The sequence below is a fragment of the Pedobacter sp. ISL-64 genome (genome assembly GCF_018613605.1).
Taxonomy (GTDB): domain Bacteria; phylum Bacteroidota; class Bacteroidia; order Sphingobacteriales; family Sphingobacteriaceae; genus Pedobacter.
In genome coordinates, this window is the sequence record NZ_JAGGPU010000008.1 from 72,727 (window position 1) to 96,264 (window position 23,538).

Genomic DNA, 23,538 nt, shown 5'->3' on the forward strand with positions numbered 1-23,538 from the left:
GCCCGTACACAAGAATAAGCAATAATAATGAATTTTTAATGGGGATAATTACTTTAACAACAGATTTAGGTTCAAAAGATTTTTACCAGAGTGCCCTTAAAGGTAGTCTGTTGAGTCTTATGCCTAATGTTAATTTAGTTGATATTACTCACGAGGTTCCATCATTCAATATTTCGTACGCAGCCTTTGTGCTAAAAAACGCTTATCCTTACTTTCCGAAGAATACGGTGCACTTAATCGGTATCGATTCTGTATACAGTGAAAACACCAAATATATTGCTGTAAAGCACCGTGATCACTTTTTTGTAGGGGCTGATAATGGTATTTTTTCCCTTCTTTTTGACGATGTTCCAGAAGATGTGGTAGAGCTGAACATTATGCAGGATTTGAAATATCTACACTTTCCCCTGGTTGATATTTTTGTTAAAGCAGCAACGCATTTAGCCAAAGGTGGCAAACTGAAAGACATCGGTTTACCTGTAGCAGAAATTGAACAGAAGATGCTTTTACACCCTGTGATAGAACGAGATGTGATCCGTGGTAGTGTGGTATATATTGATACTTTTTGCAATGTAATCACCAACATTACTAAAGATCTTTTCACCAAAATACAGAAGAACAGGGACTTTACTTTATACTTTAGAAAAAGCGAAACCATTACGCAATTGAGCTGGCATTACAATGAAGTACAGGAAGGCGAAAAACTTTGCCTGTTCGGGATTAGTAACCACTTGGAAATTGCGATTAATAAAGGTAAAGCCAGTGGTTTATTAGGTTTGCATTTAGGTGATATTGTACGGGTGGAGTTTCATCCTTAGATGTGGTCAAAGCAGAAACACTGAGGCTAGATTTAGCAAATAATAAAAAGTGGTCGTCATGCTGTCCCGAATTTTCGGGATCAGCATCTATCTTGAAAAGACTCTGGAATAAATTCAGAGTGACGAAATACAACAAAACAACTACTACCCTTTTCACGTTTATACCGCATGAAGAAATATTTTTATCTGTTCTCTTTTTTAATGCTGAACCTGCATGTCTTTGCACAGCAAGATACCACTGCCTATACTGCTCAGCGTGCTAAAGTAAATTCGTTACTTGCAGAAAGAAGTACCAAGTTTGGCCAGTATGATGAAAGTTTAAATCAACGAACTGGAATATTCGGATGGCAAACCAAACGTGATATTAAAAATTCCAATGAAATTCTTCGCCAGGTAGTTTTAACCGACAACAATATTTTCAAAGAGCTGAAAGTATTGATGGATTATAAAGATTTGCAGAACCAGCAGAAAGTAGCTGTGGCGGATAATTCTCAGGAACGCTTGGAACGTTATATGCAAACCATTAGAAAACTACAGGATCAGAACGCGCAGCTCAAAGAAGATTTAGAGAAAAAGAATAAAGGAGGTTTATCAACCTACATCATCGCCTTTTTGATTTTAGTAATGGCAGGTGGATTTTATTTCTTCAGTAAAAAACTTCAGGGATATAAAACTGCTAAAATCAGCTCTTAAAATTCCAATCGGATTTTAGCCGCTTTGCAACCAGTAAAAGCAATAGACAAATTATGAAAAAAGGACTGTTTAAAATCTTGGTGAAGATAAATAAGGCGCTTTTACCAAGTTTGTATAAAAAAGATCCGAATAAGCTTACTACTTTTCAGAAGGCGATTTTGGGTTACCGTTATTGGGTGCTAACGAATGCGTTAGATTAAAAAAAGACCAATCTTAGATTGGTCTTTTATAAAACTCGTCATGCTGAATTTATTTCAGCATCTGTTTTGAAAGACCCCGAAACAAGTTCGGGGTGACGGCAATAATGTTTATTTTTTAAAATGCTCAATAATCAACGTTGCCAGTTCCGTACCAATACGTTCTTGTGCTTCGTTGGTTGATGCGCCAATATGTGGTGTTAAAGAGATTTTTGGATGGGTTAAAATTTCTGCCAATGGTGTAGGCTCGTTATCGAAAACATCTAAACCAGCGAAAGAAACTTTACCAGAATTTAGCGCTTCAATTAAAGCTGGCTCATCAATTGTTCCACCGCGTGAACAGTTTACAATACCTACTCCGTTTTTCATTTTAGCAAATTCTTCTGCACCTAAAATCGGTTTATCAGCAAATGGAGTATGTAAACTAAAGAAATCACTTCCTGTAATTACCTCCTCCAATGAAACCGTTTTAATTGGAATACTTACTGACTTTCCACCTTGGAATTTTAAAGTAATTTCAGATTCTGAAGGATATAAATCGTAAGCCAAAACATTCATACCTAAGCCTAAAGCCACTTTTGCAGTAGCGCGACCGATACGACCGAAACCGATAATACCGATGGTTTTACCGCTTAATTCAGTTCCTTTAGCATAAGCTTTTTTCAAGTTATTGAATTGAGTAGAACCTTCTACAGGCATTTTACGGTTAGCATCCTGTAAGAATCTGATACCTGTAAATAAGTGAGAAAACACCAATTCGGCAACTGATAATGAAGATGCAGCTGGTGTGTTTACAACATTAACACCTTGACTACGTGCGTATTCAACATCGATATTATCCATTCCCACCCCACCTCTACCAATTAATTTGATATTGGGTACAGCATCAATTAATTCTTTTCTAACTTTTGTTGCACTACGTACAGTAATGGCATCATAGTTTTTTAATGCTTCAGCTAATTTATCCTGAGGAACGGTTTCAGTATCAACCTGGAAACCTGCTTTTTCTAATAATTCTTTTCCGATCGGATCAATCCCATCGTTTGCTAATATTTTAATCATTGTTATTTATGATTACACAGATTAAAACGATTAGGTTGATAATCTGCAGTTATAATTAATTCTTAATTTGCTTTTGCTTGTTGTTCTTCAAATACCTGCATGGCATCTACCAAAGCGTGTACGCTTGTAATTGGCAATGCATTATACATCGATGCACGGAAACCACCAACGCTTCTGTGCCCTTTAATACCCACAATACCTTGCTCTTCAGCATATTTCAAGAATGGTTTTTCCAATTCTGGGTTTTCCATTACGAAACAAATGTTCATTCTAGAGCGGTCTTCAACTGCACAAGTTCCTTTAAACAATGGATTACGGTCGATTTCTCTGTAAAGTGCTTCAGCTTTTTGTTTGTTTTCTTTTTCAATCTCAGCAACACCACCTTTCGATTTTAACCAACGTAGATTTAATAAAGCTACATAGATTGAGAAAACCGGAGGTGTATTGTACATCGAATCGTTATCGATATGCGATTGATAGTTCAACATAGATGGAATTTTACGGTCAATTTTTCCTAAAATTTCATTCTTAACAATAGCGATAGTTAAACCAGCAGGGCCTACATTTTTTTGAGCTCCGGCATAAATTAAATCAAATTTAGAAACATCGATTACACGGCTCATAATATCAGAAGACATATCGCAAACAACCGGAATGTTTGTTTTAGGTACTTCGAAAAGCTCAGTTCCGTAAATGGTATTGTTTGAAGTATAGTGGAAATAAGCACTATCAGCAGGGATTTCAAAATCCTTTGGAATGAAAGTATAGTTCGCATCTTTAGATGAGGCAACTACATTCACATTACCGATAAATTTAGCTTCTTTTAATGCTTTGGTTGCCCAAACGCCAGTGTCTAAATAACTTGCTGTTTGTCCATCGCCCAATAAATTCATCGGAACCATTGCAAACTGTAAACTTGCACCACCTTGTAAAAATAAAACGGAATAACCCGACGGCACATTTAATAATTCCTTTACCAACTTATCAGCTTCAGCAACAACTGCCTCAAATTCGGTTGTCCTGTGCGAAATTTCTAAAATTGATAATCCATCGTTAAAATCTAAAACAGCCTGAGCTGCTTGTTTAAACACTTCTTGAGGTAAAATACAAGGGCCTGCGCCAAAATTATGCTTCATCTTATTATATAATGTTTTATGGGCGTAAATGTAAAATTTTTAAAGCAGTTATGCCCACAAAATCGTATCATAAAAAATTAAATTTTGTTAAAAATCTCGACAAAATTGAGCATTTTGTTGCAGTTTTTGCAAAAGAATTCGTTAATCAGAAAGACAAAAAGATAAAGACTGATTTTTGTCAAACCTATTAATTTTTAAAAACTGATAGGTTTAGTAGTTTATGGCTTATTCTTCAACTTCACAATCAACTTGAGGTTAAACTGCCTGCCTGTTAAATAATTTGGAATGGCATATTGCACATTATCTACATCCTTAAGCCATAAGTAGGAAACTGTATTGTCGATATTCAACATATTAAAAACCTCAAAGAATAGAATAACCGAACTGAAATTTTTGTCCAAAAATTTGGGTTTGTGCAAAGCGGCGTCATCAAGGAAATCTTTAGAGAAACCGATATCTACCCGCTTGTATGATGGGATAAAAAACTTATCTAAATACCGTGGTGTTTGTGATGGACCAATCGGTAATCTTGAGCCATAAAGTGCGTTTAAGTGTACTTTATAAGTTGGACTATTTAATAATTTATCCTGGAAAAATATAGAGAAATTCAAACGCTGATCAGTTGGTCTTTTTAGATAGCCAGGATAAATTGTAGTTCCATTCTGGATATAACTATCTCCGATAATGTCTTCATTGGCATGCATAACCGACATTCTGAAATAAGAAACCAGATCCTTAACAAACTCACCGCCTATACTAAAATCGGCGCCATAAGCATAACCGCGCGAGACTTCATTCACCAGATATTTAATTCTCAGGTTATCTATTTTATACGGAATCAGTCGGTCAGAATATTTAAAATATGCCTCAGAAGTAAACTTTAGCCGCGTTCCAAAAGCATCGAAAGCGTATTCATAACCCAGAGAAGTGTTATAAGAACTCTGTGCCTTTTGATCGATATTTAATACTCCGGAAAAATCACGAATGGTCCGGTATGAGGGTGGCTGTTTATAAACACCGGCAGAAAACCTTAAAATTTTATTGTTTGAATTGGGCCTGTAAGCAATTAACATCCTCGGACTGATCAATAGCTGTTTGCTTAACGAACTATATGTGGCGCGCGCTCCTAATTGCAACTCTGCAGAATTGGAAAGCGAATAGCTATCCTGAATGTAAGTACTGTAGTTTTTAATATCGATATTGTTTTGTATGTTGATTACATTTTGTAACGTGATATTTTTCGAATTGTTGGGCAAAATGAAGCCGGCAGAATCGGTATAATTATACTCATTCAACTGATCGTCGTAATTAGACTTATCAAATTTTATCCCCCAGGAAAAAACATGATTATTAAAATTCTGATCTACTTTTATTTCAGAAGCGAAAATCTGGGTATTTAAACTATTTCTTCCGTAATTATAATAGCTGCCAATGCCCCTGTTTTTCTTGATCACACCGAAATTTTCAGGAGAAAAAGTATTGTCTAATTCATCGAAGGTATAACTTCCATTAATATCGAAACGCTCCCTTTCAATGGTGTTGAAATAGCTATTGATAAACTTGATCACCAGGTTTGGTTTAGGAGAATAAGTAGCGGTAACAGCACTTCCTACAGTTTGGTAATCGTCAATCTCCTGTCCGGTATAATCAACATTTAACCTTAGTGTTGTACTTAAAGTTCCAAACTGTGTTTCTCTATTGGTGGGCACCAATTTAAACTGACCAAGATTAAAACTGCCCAAAAAATTGATATTGAATTTTGATGAAAAATCATATTGATACAGCAATTGAGCATCGGCAAAATTTGGGCTATAACTCCCCTTTTCATCTTGTTTAATCAGTACACTAGAGTTGTTTTTATAGCGTAAACCAGCCAAAAGGAAGCTGTTTTTGAATGTCTTTTTGGTTGTTAATGAGGTGTTTAAAAGGCTGGTACTAAAAATGGCTTGATTGCTATCCGGTTTATCGTATCTAATATCTAAGATTGAAGAAAGTTTATCGCCGTATTTTGCTTCAAAGCCACCTGCAGAGAATTTTGCTTTACTCACCAAGTCTGAATTGATAAAACTTAATCCCTCCTGTTGCCCATTGCGGATCAACACTGGCCGGTTAATTTCCACATCATTGATGTAAATCAGATTTTCGTCGAAGTTACCTCCCCTAACGCTGTACTGGGCACTTAATTCGTTATTTGTAGATACACCTGGCAGGGTTTTGAGCATGGTTTCAAAATTGCCAGAAACCAATGGCATTGAAGAAACATCGGCAATATTAATAGTGGTGGTGTTACTTAACTGGTTCTGTTTGTTGGTTATATTAACCTGCTCTAATTCATTGATGTTGGCAATTAAACTTACCTGTTTGATAATCCGAGCCCCCGAGCGCTCACTAAATTTTACGGTTTGTGGCTGATAGCCCAAAAGCGAATATTTAATGCTAAACGTTTTTGATTTTGAATAAATGGTATATACACCAAATTCATCAGTAACAGTTGATTGTGCCTGCCCTAAAACGATTACCGTAACCTGTGCCAAGGGTAACTTTTCATCGCTATAAACTATTCCTGAAACCCTAACTAAAGGCTGCGCCACAGCAAAACTGCAACCAGCAATTAAAAGGAGAAGGGTTAGCCGAAATTTGAGCATTTTTAGTATCAAGACAAAAGTATCAGGTATAAAGACTGTATGCGCCCCACCCTAAAAACAATTTAGCAATAAAACATTTAACAATTTAAATATTTATAGCGCTAGTTGTCAAGCTTTTCATTTTAGAAATGGTTTCCGTTGGATTATCTGTTGCGAAAATTGCATTTCCAGCCACAAAAGCATTGGCACCTGCTGATACTAATGTAGCAATATTTTGCAAACCAACACCACCATCGATTTCAATTATTAGGTCTTCATTTACCCCTTTAATCAAAGCTTTTAAATCCTTTATTTTCTTGTAGGTATTATGGATAAAAGCTTGTCCACCGAAACCGGGATTAACCGACATAATAAGTACCAGATCAAGATCTGCAATTACATCCTGCAATAAGGTTACCGGAGTATGCGGGTTTAAAGCCACACCGGCCTTGCAGCCTGATGCTTTGATTAACTGAATGGTTCTATGCAGATGTGTGCAGGCTTCGTAATGTACCGTGATTCTATCCGCTCCTGCTTTGGCAAAATCTCCGATAAATTTATCAGGATCAATAATCATTAAATGAACATCTAATGGTTTACTAGCATGCTTTTTTACAGCAGCCATTACCGGGAAACCGAAAGAAATATTTGGCACAAAAACACCATCCATCACATCAACGTGGAACCAATCGGCCTCACTTTGATTAATCATTTCAATATCGCGTTGCAAGTTGCCAAAATCGGCAGAAAGTATGGATGGGGCAATAATGTATTTCATATTTAAGCTTTAATCCTTTTAATTCGGTAAATAAATTGTTATCATAATTTGTATCAGCAAAATCTAAAAACGATCGTCACCCTGAATTCATTTCAGGGTCCTAACAACAAGAAAGATGCTGAAATAAATTCAGCATGACGAAGCGTGTACATATATATCGGATAAATGTCCAATATTTCTGTAAACTTAGCTGCTTTTATAGTAAGAATGCAAGTTACAAAATCATTTTAAACAAATTAGGTTGCAACAAAAACCATGTCGATCAAAATAATACTATCTGTTCTGCTTTTCAAGAATAGCTTTATTGAAAAAAGAATCAGTTATTTTAGTAAAAAAAATAAAAACTATATCTTATGAAAACAAAACAATTAATTTTTGCTGGGCTCGCGATTCTTATCATGAGCGTAGCTTTTGGTTTTACCATGAATAAACCTAAAACACTTCTCAAAGTTGGTACTATTAAAAAAACAGTACGTCCACCCGGACCAGGCATTCTCATCACTGCAATGGCCGGGAGTGATTATGGTGATTACCATTGTGCAGAGGTTGTGGCTGTTTTTGTAGCTAATTCAACGGATAAAATTATAACTGGCACACCAATTTTTACGAATTCACATTTAACAACTCCATGGCCGAATGGAATAATAACAAATATTACAACAGGCAATTCTTATTTTGTCATCAATGGTATTGTTATGGGGGCAGCGACTCCTTGTTAAAAAGACATATTACCTAACAAAAAACCCTTTCAGTTTTACACTGAAAGGGTCTTATTATTTGTGCGTCACTCTGAATTTATTTCAGATTCTATCAAACAGATGCTGAATCAAGTTCAGCATGCGTATTGATTATTACGCTTGTGGCGCTGCTGGTTTTTCTGGTCTTGGCAATAAAACTTTACGAGAAAGTTTCATTTTACCTTGTTTATCGATGTCTAACAATTTAACCTCGATTTTATCACCTTCTTTTAATACACCGTCCATAGTTTCTAAACGTTCCCATGAAATTTCAGAGATGTGTAATAAACCATCTTTACCTGGCATAACTTCAACAAATGCACCAAATGGCATAATTGATTTTACTTTACCTTGGTAAACTTCACCAATTTCTGGCTTAGCTACGATATTACGGATACGGGTAACCGCTGCATCGATTGCTGCTTTGTTATCTGCAAATACTTCTACAATACCTTTGCCATCAACTTCTTCGATAGAGATTGAAGCACCGGTTTCGCGTTGCATTTCCTGGATAATTTTACCTCCAGGGCCGATGATTGCACCGATAAATTCTTTATCAATAGTTAAAGAAACAATACGTGGTGCATGTGGTTTATAATCTTCGGCAGGTGAGCTAATGGTTTTCTTCATCTCGTTTAAGATGTGTAAACGACCATCTTTAGCTTGTAATAAAGCTTTAGTTAAAACTTCGTAAGATAAACCATTGATTTTTAAATCCATCTGACAAGCAACAATACCGTGTTCAGTACCAGTTACTTTAAAGTCCATATCACCTAAATGATCTTCATCACCTAAAATATCAGAAAGGATTGCATATTTACCAGTTTTCTCATCGGTGATTAAACCCATTGCAATACCAGATACTGGCGATTTGATTTTAATACCTGCATCCATAAGTGCTAGTGTACCCGCACAAACAGTTGCCATTGATGAAGAACCGTTAGATTCTAAAATATCAGAAACGATACGGATTGTATATGGATTAGCTTCACCTTGAGGCAATACTTTTTTCAATGAACGTTGTGCTAAAGCACCGTGACCAATTTCTCTACGGCCAGCGCCTCTGTTTGGTCTAACCTCACCAGTTGAGAAACCAGGGAAATTATAGTGCAATAAGAATTTGTTATAACCATTATAGAAAGCACCATCAATCATTTGCTCATCATCTTTGCTACCTAAAGTAACTGAAGTTAATGATTGTGTTTCGCCACGTGTAAATACAGCCGAACCGTGAGCAGCAGGTAAATAACCAACTTCACTCCAGATTGGACGGATTTCTGTAGTCTTACGACCATCTAAGCGGATACCTTCATTTAACAATAGATTTCTGATGGCATCGTACTGAACATCATGATAATAATGTTTAGCCATTGCTTTAGTTAAATCTGCAGTATCTTCTGGCATTGCCTCGAAGAATTCGTTAATGATGGCTGTGAAACCTTCTTTGCGAACATCTTTATTGCCACCAGCTTTTGCTACAGCGTAAACTTTATCATAAGTATCAGCATAAACTTTAGCTTTTAAGTCAGCATCGTGGTCTTCGTGGCTATATTCACGTTTAACCGTTTTGCCTGTAGCCTCAGTTAATTCAACCTGAATAGCACATTGAACTTTAATTGCATCGTGTGCAAATTTTAAAGCCTCAACCATTTCATCTTCCTGAATTTCATCACACTCACCTTCAACCATGCCTATATCGTTAGCTGAGCCAGCAACCATAAACTCTAAAGTTGCACGTTCTAGTTCGCTAGCTTTCGGATTGATAATTAATTTACCATCAATTTTAGCCACACGTACTTCAGAAATTGGACCATTGAAAGGAATATCAGAAACTGATAATGCAGCAGATGCCGCTAAACCTGCCAAACAATCCGGCATTATATCTTTATCAGCAGAGATTAGAGAAATCATCACCTGCGTATCAGAGTGATAATCACTTGGGAACATTGGGCGTAAAGCTCTATCCACTAAACGAGAGATTAACACTTCGTAATCAGATAATCTTGCTTCACGACGTAAAAAGCCTCCTGGAATACGGCCTGTAGCCGCATATTTTTCCTGATAATCAACCGATAAAGGTAAAAAATCAGTACCTGGTTTAGCACCAACGGTTGATACTACAGTTGCTAACAACATGGTATCGCCCATTTTTACTACAACCGAACCATCAGCTTGTTTAGCCAATTTACCAGTTTCAATTTCTACAATTCTGCCATCGCCCAAATCGAACGATTTTTTTATTACATTCATTTAAATAGAATTATGGTGTGTTTTCCTCTTTCTACACACCGTTGTTTATATATGTATTTGTTTTTGCAAACGAAGATAGGATTAAAAAAGCCTATCTATAATAAAACCTGTTAAAAAAAAATTAACAGGGAATTAAAAAGCCATTCCCTAAAGAATGGCTTTTATTGATAAACTTGCGCTTATTTTTGTTTGATGATATCACGAAGCGATAAAGCTTTGATGATAGCACGATAGCGCTCAATATCTTTTTTGTATAGATAAGCCAAAATACCGCGGCGTTTACCTACCAATTTTTGAAGTGACAACTGAGTAGAGAAATCTTTACGATTTTTCTTTAAGTGTTCTGTTAAGTGCGCAATACGGTATGTAAATAACGCTACTTGACCTTCTGCAGAACCAGTGTTGGTTTCTACTTTGCCGTGTTCTTTAAAGATTACAGCTTTTTTCTCTGGACTTAAATACATTCTTGAATAATATTAAAGCAATAAAAAATTAATTAATTGTGGCGCAAAGATAAGGCTATTTTTATTTATAAACAATAGGAAAGCTTAAAGTTATGGTTTATCTCACTTTTCGGCAAAGTACGTTCTTTCATCAGTTAGAAAGGGCTATAGCCATATAGATTAATGTACTCTAAAATTAAGTTGTTCTTTTTGAAATGTAGGTACTGCATTTATGGCGGCCTGTGGTCCCGTTAATAGCCCATAGTCCTCCCCGATGAAAAATCGGGTCGGGGCTATCTGGCAATATCGGGTTTAAGAACAAAGGACATGATTTCAAAACCAATAGCCATAAAAACTACGTTAAATATTATGAGTGTAAATTCGCCTATAAGTTTAGCTTGCGGATTACATTTTCTTCCACATTTTGCATGCAATACTTTACAATCAAGCTTTATTAATACTTTTGCAAAAACATTTACCCTTGGAAAAGAATCAATACAGCATTTTCGAAAGTGAATTACGTGTCCGCCCGGATGATATCGATATGTTTAACCATGTACATAATAGTAAATACTTAGATTATGTACTGGCAGCTCGTTATGAGCAAATGGAAAAATTCTACGGTATGCCTTGGGAACATTTTACCAAACAGGGCCTGGGCTGGGTAGTAAGTCATGTCGATATTAATTTCAAACGTCCCCTGCTGATGAATGATTTAATGCTGATCAGGACCGGTATTTTAACGATGAACGATAAAGGCTGTTCGGTTCAATTCGAAATCATTAATCGAAAAACTGGAAAAGTGGCTTCAGATGGTATTTTTGATTACGTATTGATTGATTTAACTACTGGTCGTGGAACAAAGGTTTCGGAAGAAATGATTAAAGCCTACAGTATATAGAAGATGATTACACCGATTTAGGGATTATAGATCCCCGAGTAAGTGTCTCCGTGAAAAAAAACAGTCGTAAATCCAATCTGGATGGTCTATGAGACACAGACCATGGATCAACAATAAAAAATTAATCACTTCAACAAAAATTAGTCATCTAAATTTGACAATTCGAAATTTTATCTATCTTTGTTGCATCAAAAAGACCAGAGCCATGATAGTATCTGCAATCCGTTTGAGGTTCTAAATAACCGAGGATTCCCTCCCTTACAATTTTTAGATATGTACGCATAAAGGCGTATCATTGGTTTATACATCACACTTTACTTTATTATTATATGTCACAGTCAACAAAGACGCAGGGCAAACTTTCGTCTTTTTTCGATATCCTCGTTCAATCTTTAAAAGGTCATGAGGTTGATTTAACTTCAATTAGTATTAAACGCGCAATTATTTTATTGGCCATTCCGATGATGCTGGAAATGGCTATGGAGTCGGTTTTTGCCTTAGTCGATCTATATTTTGTAGGTCATTTAGAAAACAGTAGCCATGCTATACAAACCGTTGGTTTAACGGAATCCGTGTTAACCATTATTTACTCATTGGCCATCGGGTTGAGTATGGCTGCAACAGCGGTCGTTGCGAGGAGAATTGGCGAGAAAAATCCAGAAGCGGCATCAAAAGCCGGTATGCAGACGATTGTAATTGCGGTTTTCGTTAACATTATAATTAGTATCCTGGGTTTAATTTACGCCAGAGATATTCTATTGCTTATGGGAGCTTCAACCGAAACAGCTGATCAAGGTATTCCATTTGTCCGGATTATGATGGGTGGAAGTATCATTATTGTACTCTTATTCTTAATCAACGGGATTTTTCGTGGTGCAGGTAATGCGGCCATCGCAATGCGGAGTTTGTGGATCGCCAATATTGCGAACATCATCCTTTGCCCTATTTTTATTAATGGTTTTGGGCCAGTACCGGCATTTGGTTTAACAGGCGCAGCAATTGCCACAACAATTGGTCGTGGTTTAGGCGTTACTTATCAGGTTTACAATTTGTTTAGTGGTAAAAATATATTAAAAATACGCATTAGTCACTTCTTGCCTGATTTTGCCCAGATTAAAGCTATCGTTAAGATTGCCGCTCCAGCTATTTTCCAGTTCGTAATTGCGAGCTGTAGCTGGGTGTTTTTAGCAGAACTTGTTGCCACTACCGGAGGTGATACAGGATCGGCAGGTTACCAAACAGCACTGCGACTGATGATGTTTTTTATGTTACCAGCCTGGGGATTAAGTAACGCGGCTGCTACTTTGGTTGGCCAGAATTTGGGCGCAGGCCATATAGATCGCGCTGAAAAATCGGTATTCCAAACCTTGAAATACATTATTATTTTCATGGCAGTTGTAAGTGTGCTGTTCTTAACCTGCGGGCATTTGTTCGCGGCATTTTTTACGTCAGATGAAAATGTGATTGCCGTTGCAAGCGAAGCTTTAAAAATTTTAAGCATTGGTTTTGTGATTTATGGAGCTGCAATGGTATTCAGTAGTGCGTTTAATGGTGCTGGCGATACCTGGACACCTACGAAAATTAATGTTTTTGCCTTTTGGTTGTTCCAGATTCCTTTGGCTTACTTTTTAGCCAAATTTTTAGAAATGGGCCCAACAGGTGTTTTTATTGCCATTCCAACAGCTGAAGCAGGTATTGCGATAGCTGCCTATATCTTGTTTAAAAAGGGTAAATGGAAAAAAACGATGGTTTAGGTAATCTATAACAGAATTTAACCACAGATCAATGATGAGCACAGATGAATTTATATTTGTATTCTCTATGAACATCTGTGGTTAAAATTCTTATTCTTCCATCCCCTTCAGATCGATTTTATTAAACATATGCAAGTAGTATAAAATATAACCGGCTAACAACACCAAACTGAACAAAAGATAATAATGCGCAAGGATTGACCACATGGCAATAAAAAAGAAAAACAGCAACCATTTGAGGTAATTGTCCATATCTAACCGAACGATATACACTAACGCCAATAGGAAAAATAGCCCGGATAAACTAAACAGAAGCCCATTGGCTATAGCACAGAGGTTAAAGTGAGCGGCTGAAATCAAAAATATCCATTCGGGGATTAATATGATGGCGAAAATTAATAACCAGTTGAATATTCTTTTATAGGTTGATAGCTGAAGGCTCTTGCTGAAATTCATGTATTCAGTTTCAAATTTTAGCAAAGTAAAAATCAAAACCGCATGGCACAAAACAGATGCCAATAAAGCAACTAATAATATACGTATATCGTAGCCAACATCGGCAAACATCCACAGCCATTGCTTTAAAGAAAACAAATGACAACAGCTTACACATCAATAACATTAAGGGTTGTTCTTTGAGTAAATGGAATAACGGCCAGCTGAAGAATGGTTTTTTAAATTTTATTCCAAAACGAACCGGTTCCCTTTCATTAATTAAAAAACTTAATGTTACCGATTGATAAGTTAGCCACGATAAGCCAAAAATTAAAGCCGAAAAAACAATCAGGATACAAGTGGCACTAATAAAAAGACTGTATTTGATGCTTAAACCAATAAGCAGAAAAACATAAATAATAACCGGTATAAGAATGGTAAAATATAATCTTAGCCACATTTTTAGCTGCATATTTTTCTTCAGAGCAGCTGTTTCTTTAATAAAATTATACTTGGCTGATGCTAATTTTTGTTTAATAAAGAAATGAACTTTTGTAGCGTATAAAAACCATGAAACAAATACAATAGCAATTCCAACAGGCGATGAAATACCTGCTAATAACAAGGCTTTTTGGTAGCCAATTAATTGCGAAGGCTCTACCACACCGAATAAAATATAAATGCCTACCAGAAAAAATCCTGCGTGTTGCTGGTAAAATTCTTTGGCTAAGCTATTGATCAGTAACTTCAGCATTATAGTTGAATGATTTGTTTGTCAACGATCTGAAATACGGTATCCAATTTTAGTTTATCGGTGCGAACTTCCTGGTGTGATGATAAAAGAAAACTCCTTCCCTGTACTGCTTTTTCCGTGATCAACTGATACAATTTATCTGCCGAAGCCACATCAATGGTAATCAACGGTTCGTCTAAAATATACACATCAGGGCTACCAATAAATGCACAGATCAAAGAAAGCTTTTTGAGCATCCCACTCGAATAACTACCAATTTTATTGTCAAGAAAGGCTGCCATTTCGAAATAGGCTGCAAGGTCTTCGGCTTGTTTCCCTTCTGCTTTTCTTGTTTCAACATAAAAACTGATCAGCTCCTGCCCTGTTACAAATAAGGGATATTGTGGTTCGGCTTCGGCAAAACTAATTTTCGAACGGAATTTTATGGGTTCATTTTTAAGGTTTATTTCATTGAGTGTTACTTCGCCTTTGAATGGAATCTGTCCTGATATAATCCTAAATAAGGTCGATTTACCAGTTCCGTTCCCTCCTTTTAACCAATGGATTCCGTTATCGATTTTCCATTCGCCAAAGTTCAATACTTCATGGCTGCCATATTTTTTATTGATGTTGGTTAAGCTGAGCAAGATGTTTGATTTTAGTTCTGTTTTAGATTTCGTTATACTTGATTTGTTACTTACTGAGGCATCTTGCCGGAAAAGTAACAAAAGCACTACTATCTCTGATAAAATAAACCTGGATTGGAACGTACACGGAGTGCAACAGAGTAAAGTGGAAAGCAGGTCTGCAGTAGCAGAAAGTCACTGTATTTGCTTTTCAAATCAAAGTGCTTGGAGTAGATATTTTCTAGATTAAAAATTACCTTAAAAAGCATATCTTTGCGCAAAGATGAAGCATATACGTAATTTTTGCATTATTGCACATATTGACCATGGTAAAAGTACTTTGGCTGATAGGTTATTAGAATATACCGAGACAATTTCAAAGCGTGAGGCGCAGGCACAATTGCTCGATAACATGGATTTAGAGCGTGAGAGAGGCATAACAATTAAAAGTCATGCCATACAAATGAACTATAAAGTTGGTGATATTGAATATAATTTCAACCTGATTGATACACCTGGACACGTAGATTTTTCGTACGAAGTTTCGCGTTCCATTGCTGCCTGCGAGGGTGCATTACTTATCGTTGATGCTTCGCAAGGTATTCAGGCACAGACCATTTCGAACTTATATTTAGCACTTGAACACGACCTTGAAATTATTCCGATTTTAAATAAAATGGATTTACCTGGGGCAATGCCCGAGGAAGTAAAAGACCAGATTATTGATTTAATCGGATGTAAACGAGAAGATATTATTCCTGCATCGGGTAAAACCGGAATGGGTATCCCTGATATTATCCAGGCCATTGTAGACCGCGTTCCAGCTCCGGTTGGTGATCCGGAAGCACCTTTGCAAGCTTTGATTTTCGACTCTGTTTTTAACTCATTCAGGGGAATTATTGCTTATTATAAAGTAGTAAACGGCGAAATTAAAAAAGGCGACAAAGTAAAATTCATTAATACTGGCAAAGAATATCTGGCTGATGAGGTTGGAATTCTGAAACTGGATATGTCACCACGTAATGTTGTAAAAACCGGAGATGTGGGGTACATTATTTCTGGAATTAAAGAAGCCAGAGAGGTAAAAGTGGGTGATACGATTACAACTGTCACCAGACCATCGCTGGATTCTATTCAAGGTTTTGAAGAGGTGAAACCAATGGTTTTTGCAGGTATCTACCCTGTTGATACGGATGAATTTGAGGAGCTGCGCGAAGCCATGCACAAGTTGCAGTTGAATGATGCGTCTATCGTTTTCGAACCTGAGAGTTCTGCAGCATTAGGCTTTGGTTTCCGTTGTGGTTTCTTAGGAATGCTGCATATGGAGATTATCCAAGAGCGTTTAGAACGCGAGTTCGATATGACTGTAATTACAACGGTTCCCAACGTATCGTACATTGCACACACTACAAAAGGTGATGAGTTTATTGTAAATAACCCATCTGATTTGCCAGATCCAAGTAAATTGGATTCAGTTGAAGAGCCTTACATTAAAGCAAATATTATTACCAAGGCTGACTTTGTTGGTCCAATAATGTCGCTTTGTATCCAAAAGCGGGGAGCGATTATTAATCAATCATATCTAACATCAGACAGGGTTGAGTTGGTTTTCGAAATGCCAATGGCCGAAATCGTATTTGACTTCTATGACAGGTTAAAAACACTTTCCAAGGGATACGCTTCGTTTGATTATCACCAAATTGGTTACCGCAAATCTGATTTGGTACGCCTTGATTTATTGTTAAACGATGAGCCTGTTGATGCGTTATCTTCACTGATTCACCGTAGCAATGCTTACGATTTTGGAAAGAAAATCTGTGAGAAATTAAGAGAGTTAATCCCTCGTCAACAATTCGAGATTAAAATACAGGCATCAATTGGTGCTAAAGTTATTGCCCGCGAAACATTGAGTGCTTTACGTAAAGATGTAACGGCTAAATGTTACGGTGGTGATATTTCCCGTAAGCGCAAGCTATTGGAGAAACAGAAAAAAGGTAAAAAACGTATGCGCCAGGTTGGAAACGTAGAGATTCCACAAAGTGCATTTATGGCGGTTTTGAAATTAGATTAATACATAGTATCAAGATGCCAGTATTAGGTATTAAGATAAAAATATAGTTAAAGCACAGTGATGATTGAGTTGACCATTGGTCTTGATACTTGATTCTCACTACTCGATACTTTTAGAATGAAATTATTAGACGGTAAATACGTATCAGAAAAAGTTAAAGTTCAAATTGCAGAAGAAGCTGCCGAATTTTTACATAAAAGTGGTCGCAAGCCACACCTAGTTGCTATTTTAGTTGGTAACGATGGAGGAAGCGAAACCTATGTGGCCAGTAAGATGAAAAACTGCGAAAAAGTCGGTTTTAAATCATCGTTACATAGATATGATAACTCAGTAACTGAAGCTGAATTATTGGCGAAAATTGAAGAAATTAACCAGGATGATGATGTAGACGGATTAATTGTTCAATTGCCTTTGCCAAAACACATTGATCCGGAGAAAGTTACCGAAAAGATCGATCACCGTAAAGATGTGGATGGTTTCCACCCGGTAAATTTGGGTAGAATGATGCGCAACCTGCCTTGCTTTATCCCAGCTACACCTTATGGTATTTTATTGATGCTGCAGGAATACAATATCGATACTACCGGAATGCACTGTGTGGTTGTTGGCCGGAGTAACATTGTGGGTAGCCCAATGAGCATTTTAATGGCCCGCAATGCCAGCCCAGGCAATTGTACAGTAACACTTACCCATTCTCGCACAAAAGATTTAAAAGAACAGGTTCTCCAAGCAGATATTGTGATTGCTGCTATTGGTAAAAAGAATTTTGTTACTGCCGATATGGTTAAACCTGGTGCCATTATTATCGATGTAGGTATTAACCGCGAAACTTCTGCTGAAACCAAATCCGGCTTTAAGTTATATGGTGATGTGGATTTCGAAAGCGTAGCACCCAAAGCTTCTTACATTACGCCTGTTCCTGGTGGTGTGGGTTTAATGACTATTGTTGGTTTATTAAAAAACACGTTAGCATCAGCTAGAAAAGAGATATATTCTTAAGCTTAAAGACTAAAGAAGGAAAAGCGGTTCAAGAAGATTGAATCGCTTTTTTGTTAATTGAAAAGTGGCTAGCCAATACCCAACATACAATAGCCAATTTGCTTTACCAATGAACTAATGACTAATGAACCAATATAATACATCTATGTTCATCCTTTTAGGCTGTGGTTAAAAATCAACTCCAAAGTTTACTCCACCAGCTTTCTTCAAAACCGATATAGAGGCCATCCTCTCGCAACTCAGTTGGATAGATATTGATATAATCACCTTGTCCCTCTGCTCCCCTTCCCGTGGTTAAACTGTATTCGTAACGATGGATTGGACAAACCAGATGCCCGTTTTTGCACCAACCACCACTAAAATGACCGCCAGCATGCGGACAATGCGATTGGGTTGCGGTAATTTTGTCTTCATTGTTAATCAAACAAATTTGTTTTCCTGCAACTTCTATTGTTTTAATTGTATCAGGACGGGGAATTTGATTATTATTTAGCGCCTTAAACCACTTCATGCAGCTAAAATACGGCAAATAAATATCAGTCTTATTTCATCTTTACATTAAATTTCAAAAGAGGAACAGCATCACCATATTTTTTTAGGATATTTGCATCCTCAAAAATGAAACAAGACATACCAGAAGACGGCACATTACTTCCTTTAATGGAAGAATTTTATACCATACAGGGCGAAGGATTTAATACTGGTAAAGCAGCTTATTTTATCCGTTTAGGGGGCTGCGATGTAGGCTGCCATTGGTGCGATGTGAAAGAAAGCTGGGATGCCGAAATGCATCCACTTACGGCTTCGGATATAATTGTTGAAAACGCCGATAAATTTCCGGGTAAGGCTGTTGTAATTACTGGTGGCGAACCCTTGATTTATAACCTGGATTATTTAACCAACAAACTAAAAGAAAGAGGTATTCTTACCTTTATAGAAACATCTGGTGCCTACCCACTTTCTGGAAATTGGGACTGGATCTGTTTATCACCAAAGAAATTTAAAGCACCAAGACCAGATATTACACCTTTTGCGCACGAATTAAAAGTGATCGTTTTTAATAAAAGTGATTTTAAATGGGCTGAAGAATACGCGGCTATGGTGTCTCCTACCTGTAAATTATATCTGCAACCAGAATGGTCTAAATCAAAAGAAATTACACCATTGATTATTGATTATGTAATGGCAAACCCAAAATGGGAAATTTCTTTGCAAACGCACAAATTTTTAAATATTCCTTAAAAACAATACATTAGCTTTATAACCAAATGTTAATGTAATGAAATTTCGTTTAGGCCTCTTCTTTAGCATACTGAGTATTTATTGTTTTGGGCAAAGTTCCCTAAATAAAAAAGCACAGGTTTTTTTTGAAAAATCCGGCCCATTTATTGATAAATTAGATTATGCTGCTGCCGAACAGGTATTAAAAAGTGCGGTTGAAGCTGATCCGTTATTTCAGAATGCCTACATTGTGCTTGCTGGCGTTTATAAAGCACAAAAAAAGTATGCTGAAGCCAAAGCCGCTTACGAAAAAGCCATATTGATCAATAAAATTGTAGCTCCGGCTGTAATTTATGGCTTGGCTGAAACCGAATTTGCGACTCAGGATTATTTAAAATCGAAACAGCATTTTAGTGAATTTTTGATATTAGATTCTTCATCCGATAGAGCAAGAAGAGCAAAGAAATATCTTTTAGATTGTGATTTTGCTGCCATAACAATCAATAAACCCGTAAAATATAGCCCAGCAAATTTAGGTGAAGGTGTAAATACAACAGATGCTGAATACTTTCCTGCAATAACAGCTGATGGCGAAACCCTGGTTTTTACACGTCAGCTAAATGGTAATGAAGATTTTTGGACATCACAGGTTAAAAATAATAAATGGGATGCCGCTACTCCCTTATCCAGCAAAATAAATACTATCAGATACAATGAAGGGGCCCAAACCATTTCGCCTGATGGGAAGTACCTTTTTTTTACGGGATGCAACCGACCAGATGGCCTAGGTAGGTGTGATATTTATGTTTCACACCGAGAAGGAAAAGATTGGGGCGAACCTTACAACGTTGGGAAGCCCGTTAATTCAGAATATTGGGAATCACAACCAGCAATCAGTCCTGACGGAAGAACTTTGTATTTTATAAGCAACAGACCAGGCGGATCTGGAGGTTATGATATCTGGAAAAGCAGTATTACCGATGAAGCCAAATGGGGACCTGCCATTAATCTTGGGCCTGATATCAACACGGTCTATGATGAAAATACACCATTTTTACATGCTGATGGAAGAACTTTCTATTTTTCTTCTGATGGTTGGCCAGGTTTTGGAAACAAAGATATTTATTATAGTAGAATGGATAATGATGGCAAGTGGCAAAAGCCAGTTAATATCGGTTATCCGATCAATTCTTTCGAAGATGAAAGTGGTTTGGTAGTAAGTGCCGATGGAAATTTCGGATTGTTTTCTTCGAATTTAAAAGGAGGTTTTGGCTTACAGGATATTTATAGCTTTGGAATTCCTGAAGTAGCTAAACCGCTGAAGGTTTCTTATGTGAAAGGAATTGTAAGGGACCGAGATACTAAAAAAACGATCGAAAGTAATGTTCAGGTGGTTGATCTGAAAAGTAATAAAACTGTTTTCGACGATTATACTGATCCAGAAACTGGTCAGTTTTTAGCGGTAATGCCTGTTGGGAGTAATTATCTGTTTAATGTAAATGCCGAAGGTTACATGTTTTACTCTGAAAACTTTGAGCTCAAGGCAGGAGATATCAATAAACCTTACCAGATTGAAGTTTACATCGAAAAAATAAAGCAAGGTGGAAATGTAACCTTAAGAAACATTTTCTTTGATACCAATAAGTTTAATCTTTTGCCCGCCTCTATCCGTGAACTGGATTTGCTTATCGATTTTTTGCACCAAAACGAAAATGTACAGATTGAGATTCAGGGGCATACCGATAATGTGGGCGATGATAAGTTGAATGAAAAGTTGTCTTTTAACCGTGCCAATGCAGTTTACGAGTACCTGATCAAAAATAGTATTGATGCTAAAAGGCTTACCTTTAAGGGCTTTGGAGCAAGTAAACCGATCGCTGATAATAAAACGGAATCAGGTAGAAAAAACAATCGTAGAACATCGTTTGTAATTACTAAAATATAAACATATAAAGTATTACTTAAAAAAACTCAAGATGTCACAGCATTACGGAAACCATAAGAGATTTTATCCACCTTTTCATTTTTTTACAATACCCTTAGCGGTTTTAGGATTAGGTTTTGCCATTTATTGTTGCATAGCCGTACCTACTATAATTACGGGCTTGCTTGTGCTTGCATTTTTCCTGATTGCCATTATAGCTGTAATGGCCCGGATGTTTGCACTTAAGGCACAGGATAGAGCTGCAAGAGCCGAAGAAAAATTACGTTATTACATTCTTGCTGGTAAAGCACTTCCGAGTGAGCTGAGAATGGGGCAAATTATGGCTTTGCGTTTTGCTAGTGATGAAGAATTTATAGCCCTAGTTGATAAAACAGTGGTTGATAAGTTATCTCCCGATGAGATTAAGAAAGCCATTAAAAACTGGCGCGGAGACTATCATAGGATATAAAAAAATATCGTCTTGCTGGACTTGTTTCAGCATCTTCCGTTTGATAGAGACCCTGAAATAAATTCAGGGTGACGCATGGAGTAAGCGATCTAGATTAAAACTTCTTCCCTTTTAGCACCCTTATTTCTGAGCCTTCAGCTAAGAATACAGAATCAGGCTTAGCATCGTTTAAAAAAGAAAAATCATTTCCGTAGTTAATTCCAAAATCGACATCAATTTTATAATCTTTTACCGAATAAGTTTGCCAGCGCGGATGTTCAACACCGTATTCAGATGTTTTATTCGCTCCAATTTTAGTATAACCCCAATAATGCTCTGTAATAAATTCTTCTTCGCTACCAATCCGTATTTCTTCTGCTTTTGAAGAAGAAATAAGTGAAAAATTATGCCAGGTTCGGTTCTTCCAGCGATAATCTACCTCAAGCTGATGTTCTTGTTCAATCCAAACATGTTTCATCGGAAATGTTTGATAATTCTCCTTATAAATGGTGTTGGCTACAAAGGTGATGGCAGGCTTGGGTACAAATTCTTTGATGAAAACTACTCCACGCTTCCAGGTACTGCCATCTTTAAATTTAACATAAAATCTTAAGTTAACCTCTTCGAAATTAGTGTGAAATGGAATATTAAAGCCTCGCAGCCTAACATCAACAAACATAAAGCCGACTAAACTCACATAATATTTACCATGCCAATCATCTAGTTCGGTTTGTGGAGGGAGGTATTTCGAAAGTATTTCTTTATCTACAGCATATTGTGCCAAAGCCAGTTTACGCCATTCTGCAGTAAGAAATACTTTCGGGCTAGTCAAAATTAAAGTATAGCTTGTCTGATTCGGATCAGTTTGGTTAAAGTTTCTTCCAACAGGTCTAAATGTAACATATTGGCACCATCTGATTTTGCATTTGCAGGATCAGGGTGTGTTTCAATAAATAAACCATCTGCTCCTACTGCAATTGCTGCTTTAGCGATAGTCGAAATCAATTCTGGCTTACCACCAGTAACACCACTACTTTGATTAGGTTGTTGTAGGGAATGTGTGCAATCCATTACTACCGGAACGCCGAAACCCTGCATTTCGGGTAAACCACGGTAATCAACAATCAGATCCTGATAACCAAAAGTATTACCTCTATCTGTTAAAATAACTTTGTTGTTTCCGGCTTCTTTTACTTTCTCAACGGCAAATTTCATAGAACCTGCAGAAAGGAACTGACCTTTTTTAACGTTTACTACTTTTCCAGTTTCGGCGGCAGCAATTAATAAATCAGTTTGGCGACATAAAAATGCAGGGATCTGCAATACATCTACATAAGCAGCTGCCATTGCGGCCTCACCACTTTCATGGATATCGGTAACTGTTGGCACACCAAATTCTCTACCAATCCTTTCTAAAATGCGCAAAGCTTTTTCATCACCAATGCCTGTAAAAGAACTTCCTTTGCTCCTATTTGCTTTTCGGTACGAACCTTTAAAAATATATGGGATCTGAAGTTTATCAGTAATTGTAATAATCTTTTCGGCAATTCTCATGGCAATATCCTCGCCTTCAATAGCGCATGGACCAGCCATTAAAAAGAAATTTCCCGAATCTGTATTTTTTAATTTATCTAAATAGTTAAGCATAGTTGAGATCTGAGATATGAGACATGAGAGTGAGATCTGAG

23 protein-coding genes are annotated in these 23,538 nt (G+C 36.9%); 11 read left to right on the forward strand and 12 right to left on the reverse strand.

From position 1 onward, the window contains the following. Positions 1-38: 38 nt before the first annotated feature. The 3 genes from J7E57_RS12175 (at position 39) to J7E57_RS12185 (ending at position 1,711) form a co-directional block, all read left to right on the forward strand. On the forward strand, positions 39-818 hold the full coding sequence (locus J7E57_RS12175) for an S-adenosyl-l-methionine hydroxide adenosyltransferase family protein (protein WP_131031948.1): 780 nt from the start codon (positions 39-41) through the stop codon (positions 816-818). 168 nt (positions 819-986) lie between these two features. Then, positions 987-1,511 (forward strand): hypothetical protein, encoded by a 525-nt coding sequence (locus J7E57_RS12180; protein ID WP_215128795.1) that lies wholly within the window; start codon positions 987-989, stop codon positions 1,509-1,511. Positions 1,512-1,564: 53 nt separating this feature from the next. Continuing rightward, positions 1,565-1,711 (forward strand): hypothetical protein, encoded by a 147-nt coding sequence (locus tag J7E57_RS12185; protein ID WP_215128796.1) that lies wholly within the window; start codon positions 1,565-1,567, stop codon positions 1,709-1,711. Positions 1,712-1,819: 108 nt separating this feature from the next. On the opposite strand, the gene J7E57_RS12190 is transcribed toward J7E57_RS12185, so the two are convergent. The 4 genes from J7E57_RS12190 to rpe form a co-directional block, all read right to left on the reverse strand. Then, the gene (locus J7E57_RS12190) at positions 1,820-2,770 is read right to left on the reverse strand and encodes a D-2-hydroxyacid dehydrogenase (RefSeq protein WP_215128797.1); all 951 of its coding nucleotides are present in this window, start codon (positions 2,768-2,770) and stop codon (positions 1,820-1,822) included. A gap of 62 nt (positions 2,771-2,832) precedes the next feature. Beyond that, complete coding sequence (gene serC, locus J7E57_RS12195; protein ID WP_131031950.1) at positions 2,833-3,906, reverse strand: 3-phosphoserine/phosphohydroxythreonine transaminase; 1,074 nt, start codon at positions 3,904-3,906, stop codon at positions 2,833-2,835. 218 nt (positions 3,907-4,124) lie between these two features. Beyond that, a complete protein-coding gene (locus J7E57_RS12200; RefSeq protein ID WP_215128798.1) occupies positions 4,125-6,551 on the reverse strand; it encodes a TonB-dependent receptor in 2,427 nt (808 codons plus the stop codon). Between the two features lie 85 nt (positions 6,552-6,636). After that, complete coding sequence (gene rpe, locus J7E57_RS12205; protein WP_215128799.1) at positions 6,637-7,308, reverse strand: ribulose-phosphate 3-epimerase; 672 nt, start codon at positions 7,306-7,308, stop codon at positions 6,637-6,639. Positions 7,309-7,661: 353 nt separating this feature from the next. Between rpe and J7E57_RS12210 the strand changes: the two genes are divergently transcribed. After that, complete coding sequence (locus J7E57_RS12210) at positions 7,662-8,027, forward strand: hypothetical protein (RefSeq protein WP_215128800.1); 366 nt, start codon at positions 7,662-7,664, stop codon at positions 8,025-8,027. Between the two features lie 132 nt (positions 8,028-8,159). On the opposite strand, the gene pnp is transcribed toward J7E57_RS12210, so the two are convergent. Both pnp and rpsO read right to left on the reverse strand, forming a co-directional pair. Continuing rightward, positions 8,160-10,295, reverse strand: coding sequence for a polyribonucleotide nucleotidyltransferase (gene pnp, locus J7E57_RS12215; protein WP_215128802.1), 2,136 nt, complete (start codon positions 10,293-10,295; stop codon positions 8,160-8,162). Positions 10,296-10,474: 179 nt separating this feature from the next. Then, on the reverse strand, positions 10,475-10,759 hold the full coding sequence (rpsO, locus tag J7E57_RS12220) for a 30S ribosomal protein S15 (protein WP_029275143.1): 285 nt from the start codon (positions 10,757-10,759) through the stop codon (positions 10,475-10,477). A 460-nt stretch (positions 10,760-11,219) separates the two neighbouring features. Here rpsO and J7E57_RS12225 point away from each other — a divergent pair, with 460 nt between their 5' ends. Both J7E57_RS12225 and J7E57_RS12230 read left to right on the forward strand, forming a co-directional pair. After that, positions 11,220-11,639, forward strand: a complete 420-nt coding sequence (locus J7E57_RS12225) for an acyl-CoA thioesterase (RefSeq protein WP_215128804.1) — start codon at positions 11,220-11,222, stop codon at positions 11,637-11,639. Positions 11,640-11,968: 329 nt separating this feature from the next. Next, positions 11,969-13,393 carry an MATE family efflux transporter gene (locus tag J7E57_RS12230; protein WP_215128806.1) on the forward strand — a complete coding sequence of 475 codons (1,425 nt, stop codon included), beginning with the start codon at positions 11,969-11,971 and terminating at the stop codon, positions 13,391-13,393. Between the two features lie 90 nt (positions 13,394-13,483). Here J7E57_RS12230 and J7E57_RS12235 read toward each other — a convergent pair whose 3' ends face one another. From J7E57_RS12235 to J7E57_RS12245, 3 genes are all read right to left on the reverse strand, one after another. Next, on the reverse strand, positions 13,484-13,849 hold the full coding sequence (locus J7E57_RS12235; protein WP_215128808.1) for a hypothetical protein: 366 nt from the start codon (positions 13,847-13,849) through the stop codon (positions 13,484-13,486). Positions 13,850-13,859: 10 nt separating this feature from the next. Beyond that, positions 13,860-14,453, reverse strand: a complete 594-nt coding sequence (locus J7E57_RS12240; RefSeq protein WP_215128810.1) for a hypothetical protein — start codon at positions 14,451-14,453, stop codon at positions 13,860-13,862. A 128-nt stretch (positions 14,454-14,581) separates the two neighbouring features. Further along, positions 14,582-15,208, reverse strand: a complete 627-nt coding sequence (locus tag J7E57_RS12245) for an ABC transporter ATP-binding protein (RefSeq protein ID WP_215128812.1) — start codon at positions 15,206-15,208, stop codon at positions 14,582-14,584. A gap of 262 nt (positions 15,209-15,470) precedes the next feature. Here J7E57_RS12245 and lepA point away from each other — a divergent pair, with 262 nt between their 5' ends. Continuing rightward, positions 15,471-17,258: a translation elongation factor 4 gene (lepA, locus tag J7E57_RS12250; protein WP_215128815.1), complete on the forward strand. Its 1,788-nt coding sequence runs from the start codon at positions 15,471-15,473 to the stop codon at positions 17,256-17,258. Between the two features lie 117 nt (positions 17,259-17,375). Next, complete coding sequence (locus tag J7E57_RS12255; RefSeq protein WP_215128817.1) at positions 17,376-18,257, forward strand: bifunctional 5,10-methylenetetrahydrofolate dehydrogenase/5,10-methenyltetrahydrofolate cyclohydrolase; 882 nt, start codon at positions 17,376-17,378, stop codon at positions 18,255-18,257. Positions 18,258-18,432: 175 nt separating this feature from the next. Here the strand turns inward: J7E57_RS12255 and J7E57_RS12260 are convergent, their stop codons facing one another. Further along, on the reverse strand, positions 18,433-18,768 hold the full coding sequence (locus J7E57_RS12260; protein ID WP_215128819.1) for a Rieske (2Fe-2S) protein: 336 nt from the start codon (positions 18,766-18,768) through the stop codon (positions 18,433-18,435). A 107-nt stretch (positions 18,769-18,875) separates the two neighbouring features. On the opposite strand from J7E57_RS12260, the gene J7E57_RS12265 reads away from it, so the two are divergent. The 3 genes from J7E57_RS12265 to J7E57_RS12275 are packed head-to-tail and all read left to right on the forward strand — an operon-like array spanning position 18,876 to position 21,871. Next, a complete protein-coding gene (locus J7E57_RS12265; protein WP_029275154.1) occupies positions 18,876-19,499 on the forward strand; it encodes a 7-carboxy-7-deazaguanine synthase QueE in 624 nt (207 codons plus the stop codon). 37 nt (positions 19,500-19,536) lie between these two features. After that, positions 19,537-21,423: an OmpA family protein gene (locus tag J7E57_RS12270; protein WP_215128821.1), complete on the forward strand. Its 1,887-nt coding sequence runs from the start codon at positions 19,537-19,539 to the stop codon at positions 21,421-21,423. 31 nt (positions 21,424-21,454) lie between these two features. Then, positions 21,455-21,871, forward strand: coding sequence for a DUF6526 family protein (locus J7E57_RS12275; protein WP_215128823.1), 417 nt, complete (start codon positions 21,455-21,457; stop codon positions 21,869-21,871). Between the two features lie 94 nt (positions 21,872-21,965). Here J7E57_RS12275 and J7E57_RS12280 read toward each other — a convergent pair whose 3' ends face one another. Together J7E57_RS12280 and kdsA are read right to left on the reverse strand one after the other, a co-directional pair. After that, positions 21,966-22,682: a YqjF family protein gene (locus J7E57_RS12280; RefSeq protein WP_215128825.1), complete on the reverse strand. Its 717-nt coding sequence runs from the start codon at positions 22,680-22,682 to the stop codon at positions 21,966-21,968. A 2-nt stretch (positions 22,683-22,684) separates the two neighbouring features. Further along, positions 22,685-23,497: a 3-deoxy-8-phosphooctulonate synthase gene (gene kdsA, locus J7E57_RS12285; RefSeq protein ID WP_029275158.1), complete on the reverse strand. Its 813-nt coding sequence runs from the start codon at positions 23,495-23,497 to the stop codon at positions 22,685-22,687. Positions 23,498-23,538: the final 41 nt, after the last annotated feature.

Bases quoted from the DNA above. Each gene is read 5' to 3' on its own strand.
- J7E57_RS12175 (WP_131031948.1), top strand. From the start codon at position 39: ATGGGGATAATTACTTTAACAACAGATTTAGGTTCAAAAGATTTTTAC.
- J7E57_RS12180 (WP_215128795.1), top strand. From the start codon at position 987: ATGAAGAAATATTTTTATCTGTTCTCTTTTTTAATGCTGAACCTGCAT.
- J7E57_RS12185 (WP_215128796.1), top strand. From the start codon at position 1,565: ATGAAAAAAGGACTGTTTAAAATCTTGGTGAAGATAAATAAGGCGCTT.
- J7E57_RS12190 (WP_215128797.1), bottom strand. From the start codon at position 2,770: ATGATTAAAATATTAGCAAACGATGGGATTGATCCGATCGGAAAAGAA.
- serC (WP_131031950.1), bottom strand. From the start codon at position 3,906: ATGAAGCATAATTTTGGCGCAGGCCCTTGTATTTTACCTCAAGAAGTG.
- J7E57_RS12200 (WP_215128798.1), bottom strand. From the start codon at position 6,551: ATGCTCAAATTTCGGCTAACCCTTCTCCTTTTAATTGCTGGTTGCAGT.
- rpe (WP_215128799.1), bottom strand. From the start codon at position 7,308: ATGAAATACATTATTGCCCCATCCATACTTTCTGCCGATTTTGGCAAC.
- J7E57_RS12210 (WP_215128800.1), top strand. From the start codon at position 7,662: ATGAAAACAAAACAATTAATTTTTGCTGGGCTCGCGATTCTTATCATG.
- pnp (WP_215128802.1), bottom strand. From the start codon at position 10,295: ATGAATGTAATAAAAAAATCGTTCGATTTGGGCGATGGCAGAATTGTA.
- rpsO (WP_029275143.1), bottom strand. From the start codon at position 10,759: ATGTATTTAAGTCCAGAGAAAAAAGCTGTAATCTTTAAAGAACACGGC.
- J7E57_RS12230 (WP_215128806.1), top strand. From the start codon at position 11,969: ATGTCACAGTCAACAAAGACGCAGGGCAAACTTTCGTCTTTTTTCGAT.
- J7E57_RS12235 (WP_215128808.1), bottom strand. From the start codon at position 13,849: ATGAATTTCAGCAAGAGCCTTCAGCTATCAACCTATAAAAGAATATTC.
- lepA (WP_215128815.1), top strand. From the start codon at position 15,471: ATGAAGCATATACGTAATTTTTGCATTATTGCACATATTGACCATGGT.
- J7E57_RS12255 (WP_215128817.1), top strand. From the start codon at position 17,376: ATGAAATTATTAGACGGTAAATACGTATCAGAAAAAGTTAAAGTTCAA.
- J7E57_RS12260 (WP_215128819.1), bottom strand. From the start codon at position 18,768: ATGAAGTGGTTTAAGGCGCTAAATAATAATCAAATTCCCCGTCCTGAT.
- J7E57_RS12265 (WP_029275154.1), top strand. From the start codon at position 18,876: ATGAAACAAGACATACCAGAAGACGGCACATTACTTCCTTTAATGGAA.
- J7E57_RS12270 (WP_215128821.1), top strand. From the start codon at position 19,537: ATGAAATTTCGTTTAGGCCTCTTCTTTAGCATACTGAGTATTTATTGT.
- J7E57_RS12275 (WP_215128823.1), top strand. From the start codon at position 21,455: ATGTCACAGCATTACGGAAACCATAAGAGATTTTATCCACCTTTTCAT.
- kdsA (WP_029275158.1), bottom strand. From the start codon at position 23,497: ATGCTTAACTATTTAGATAAATTAAAAAATACAGATTCGGGAAATTTC.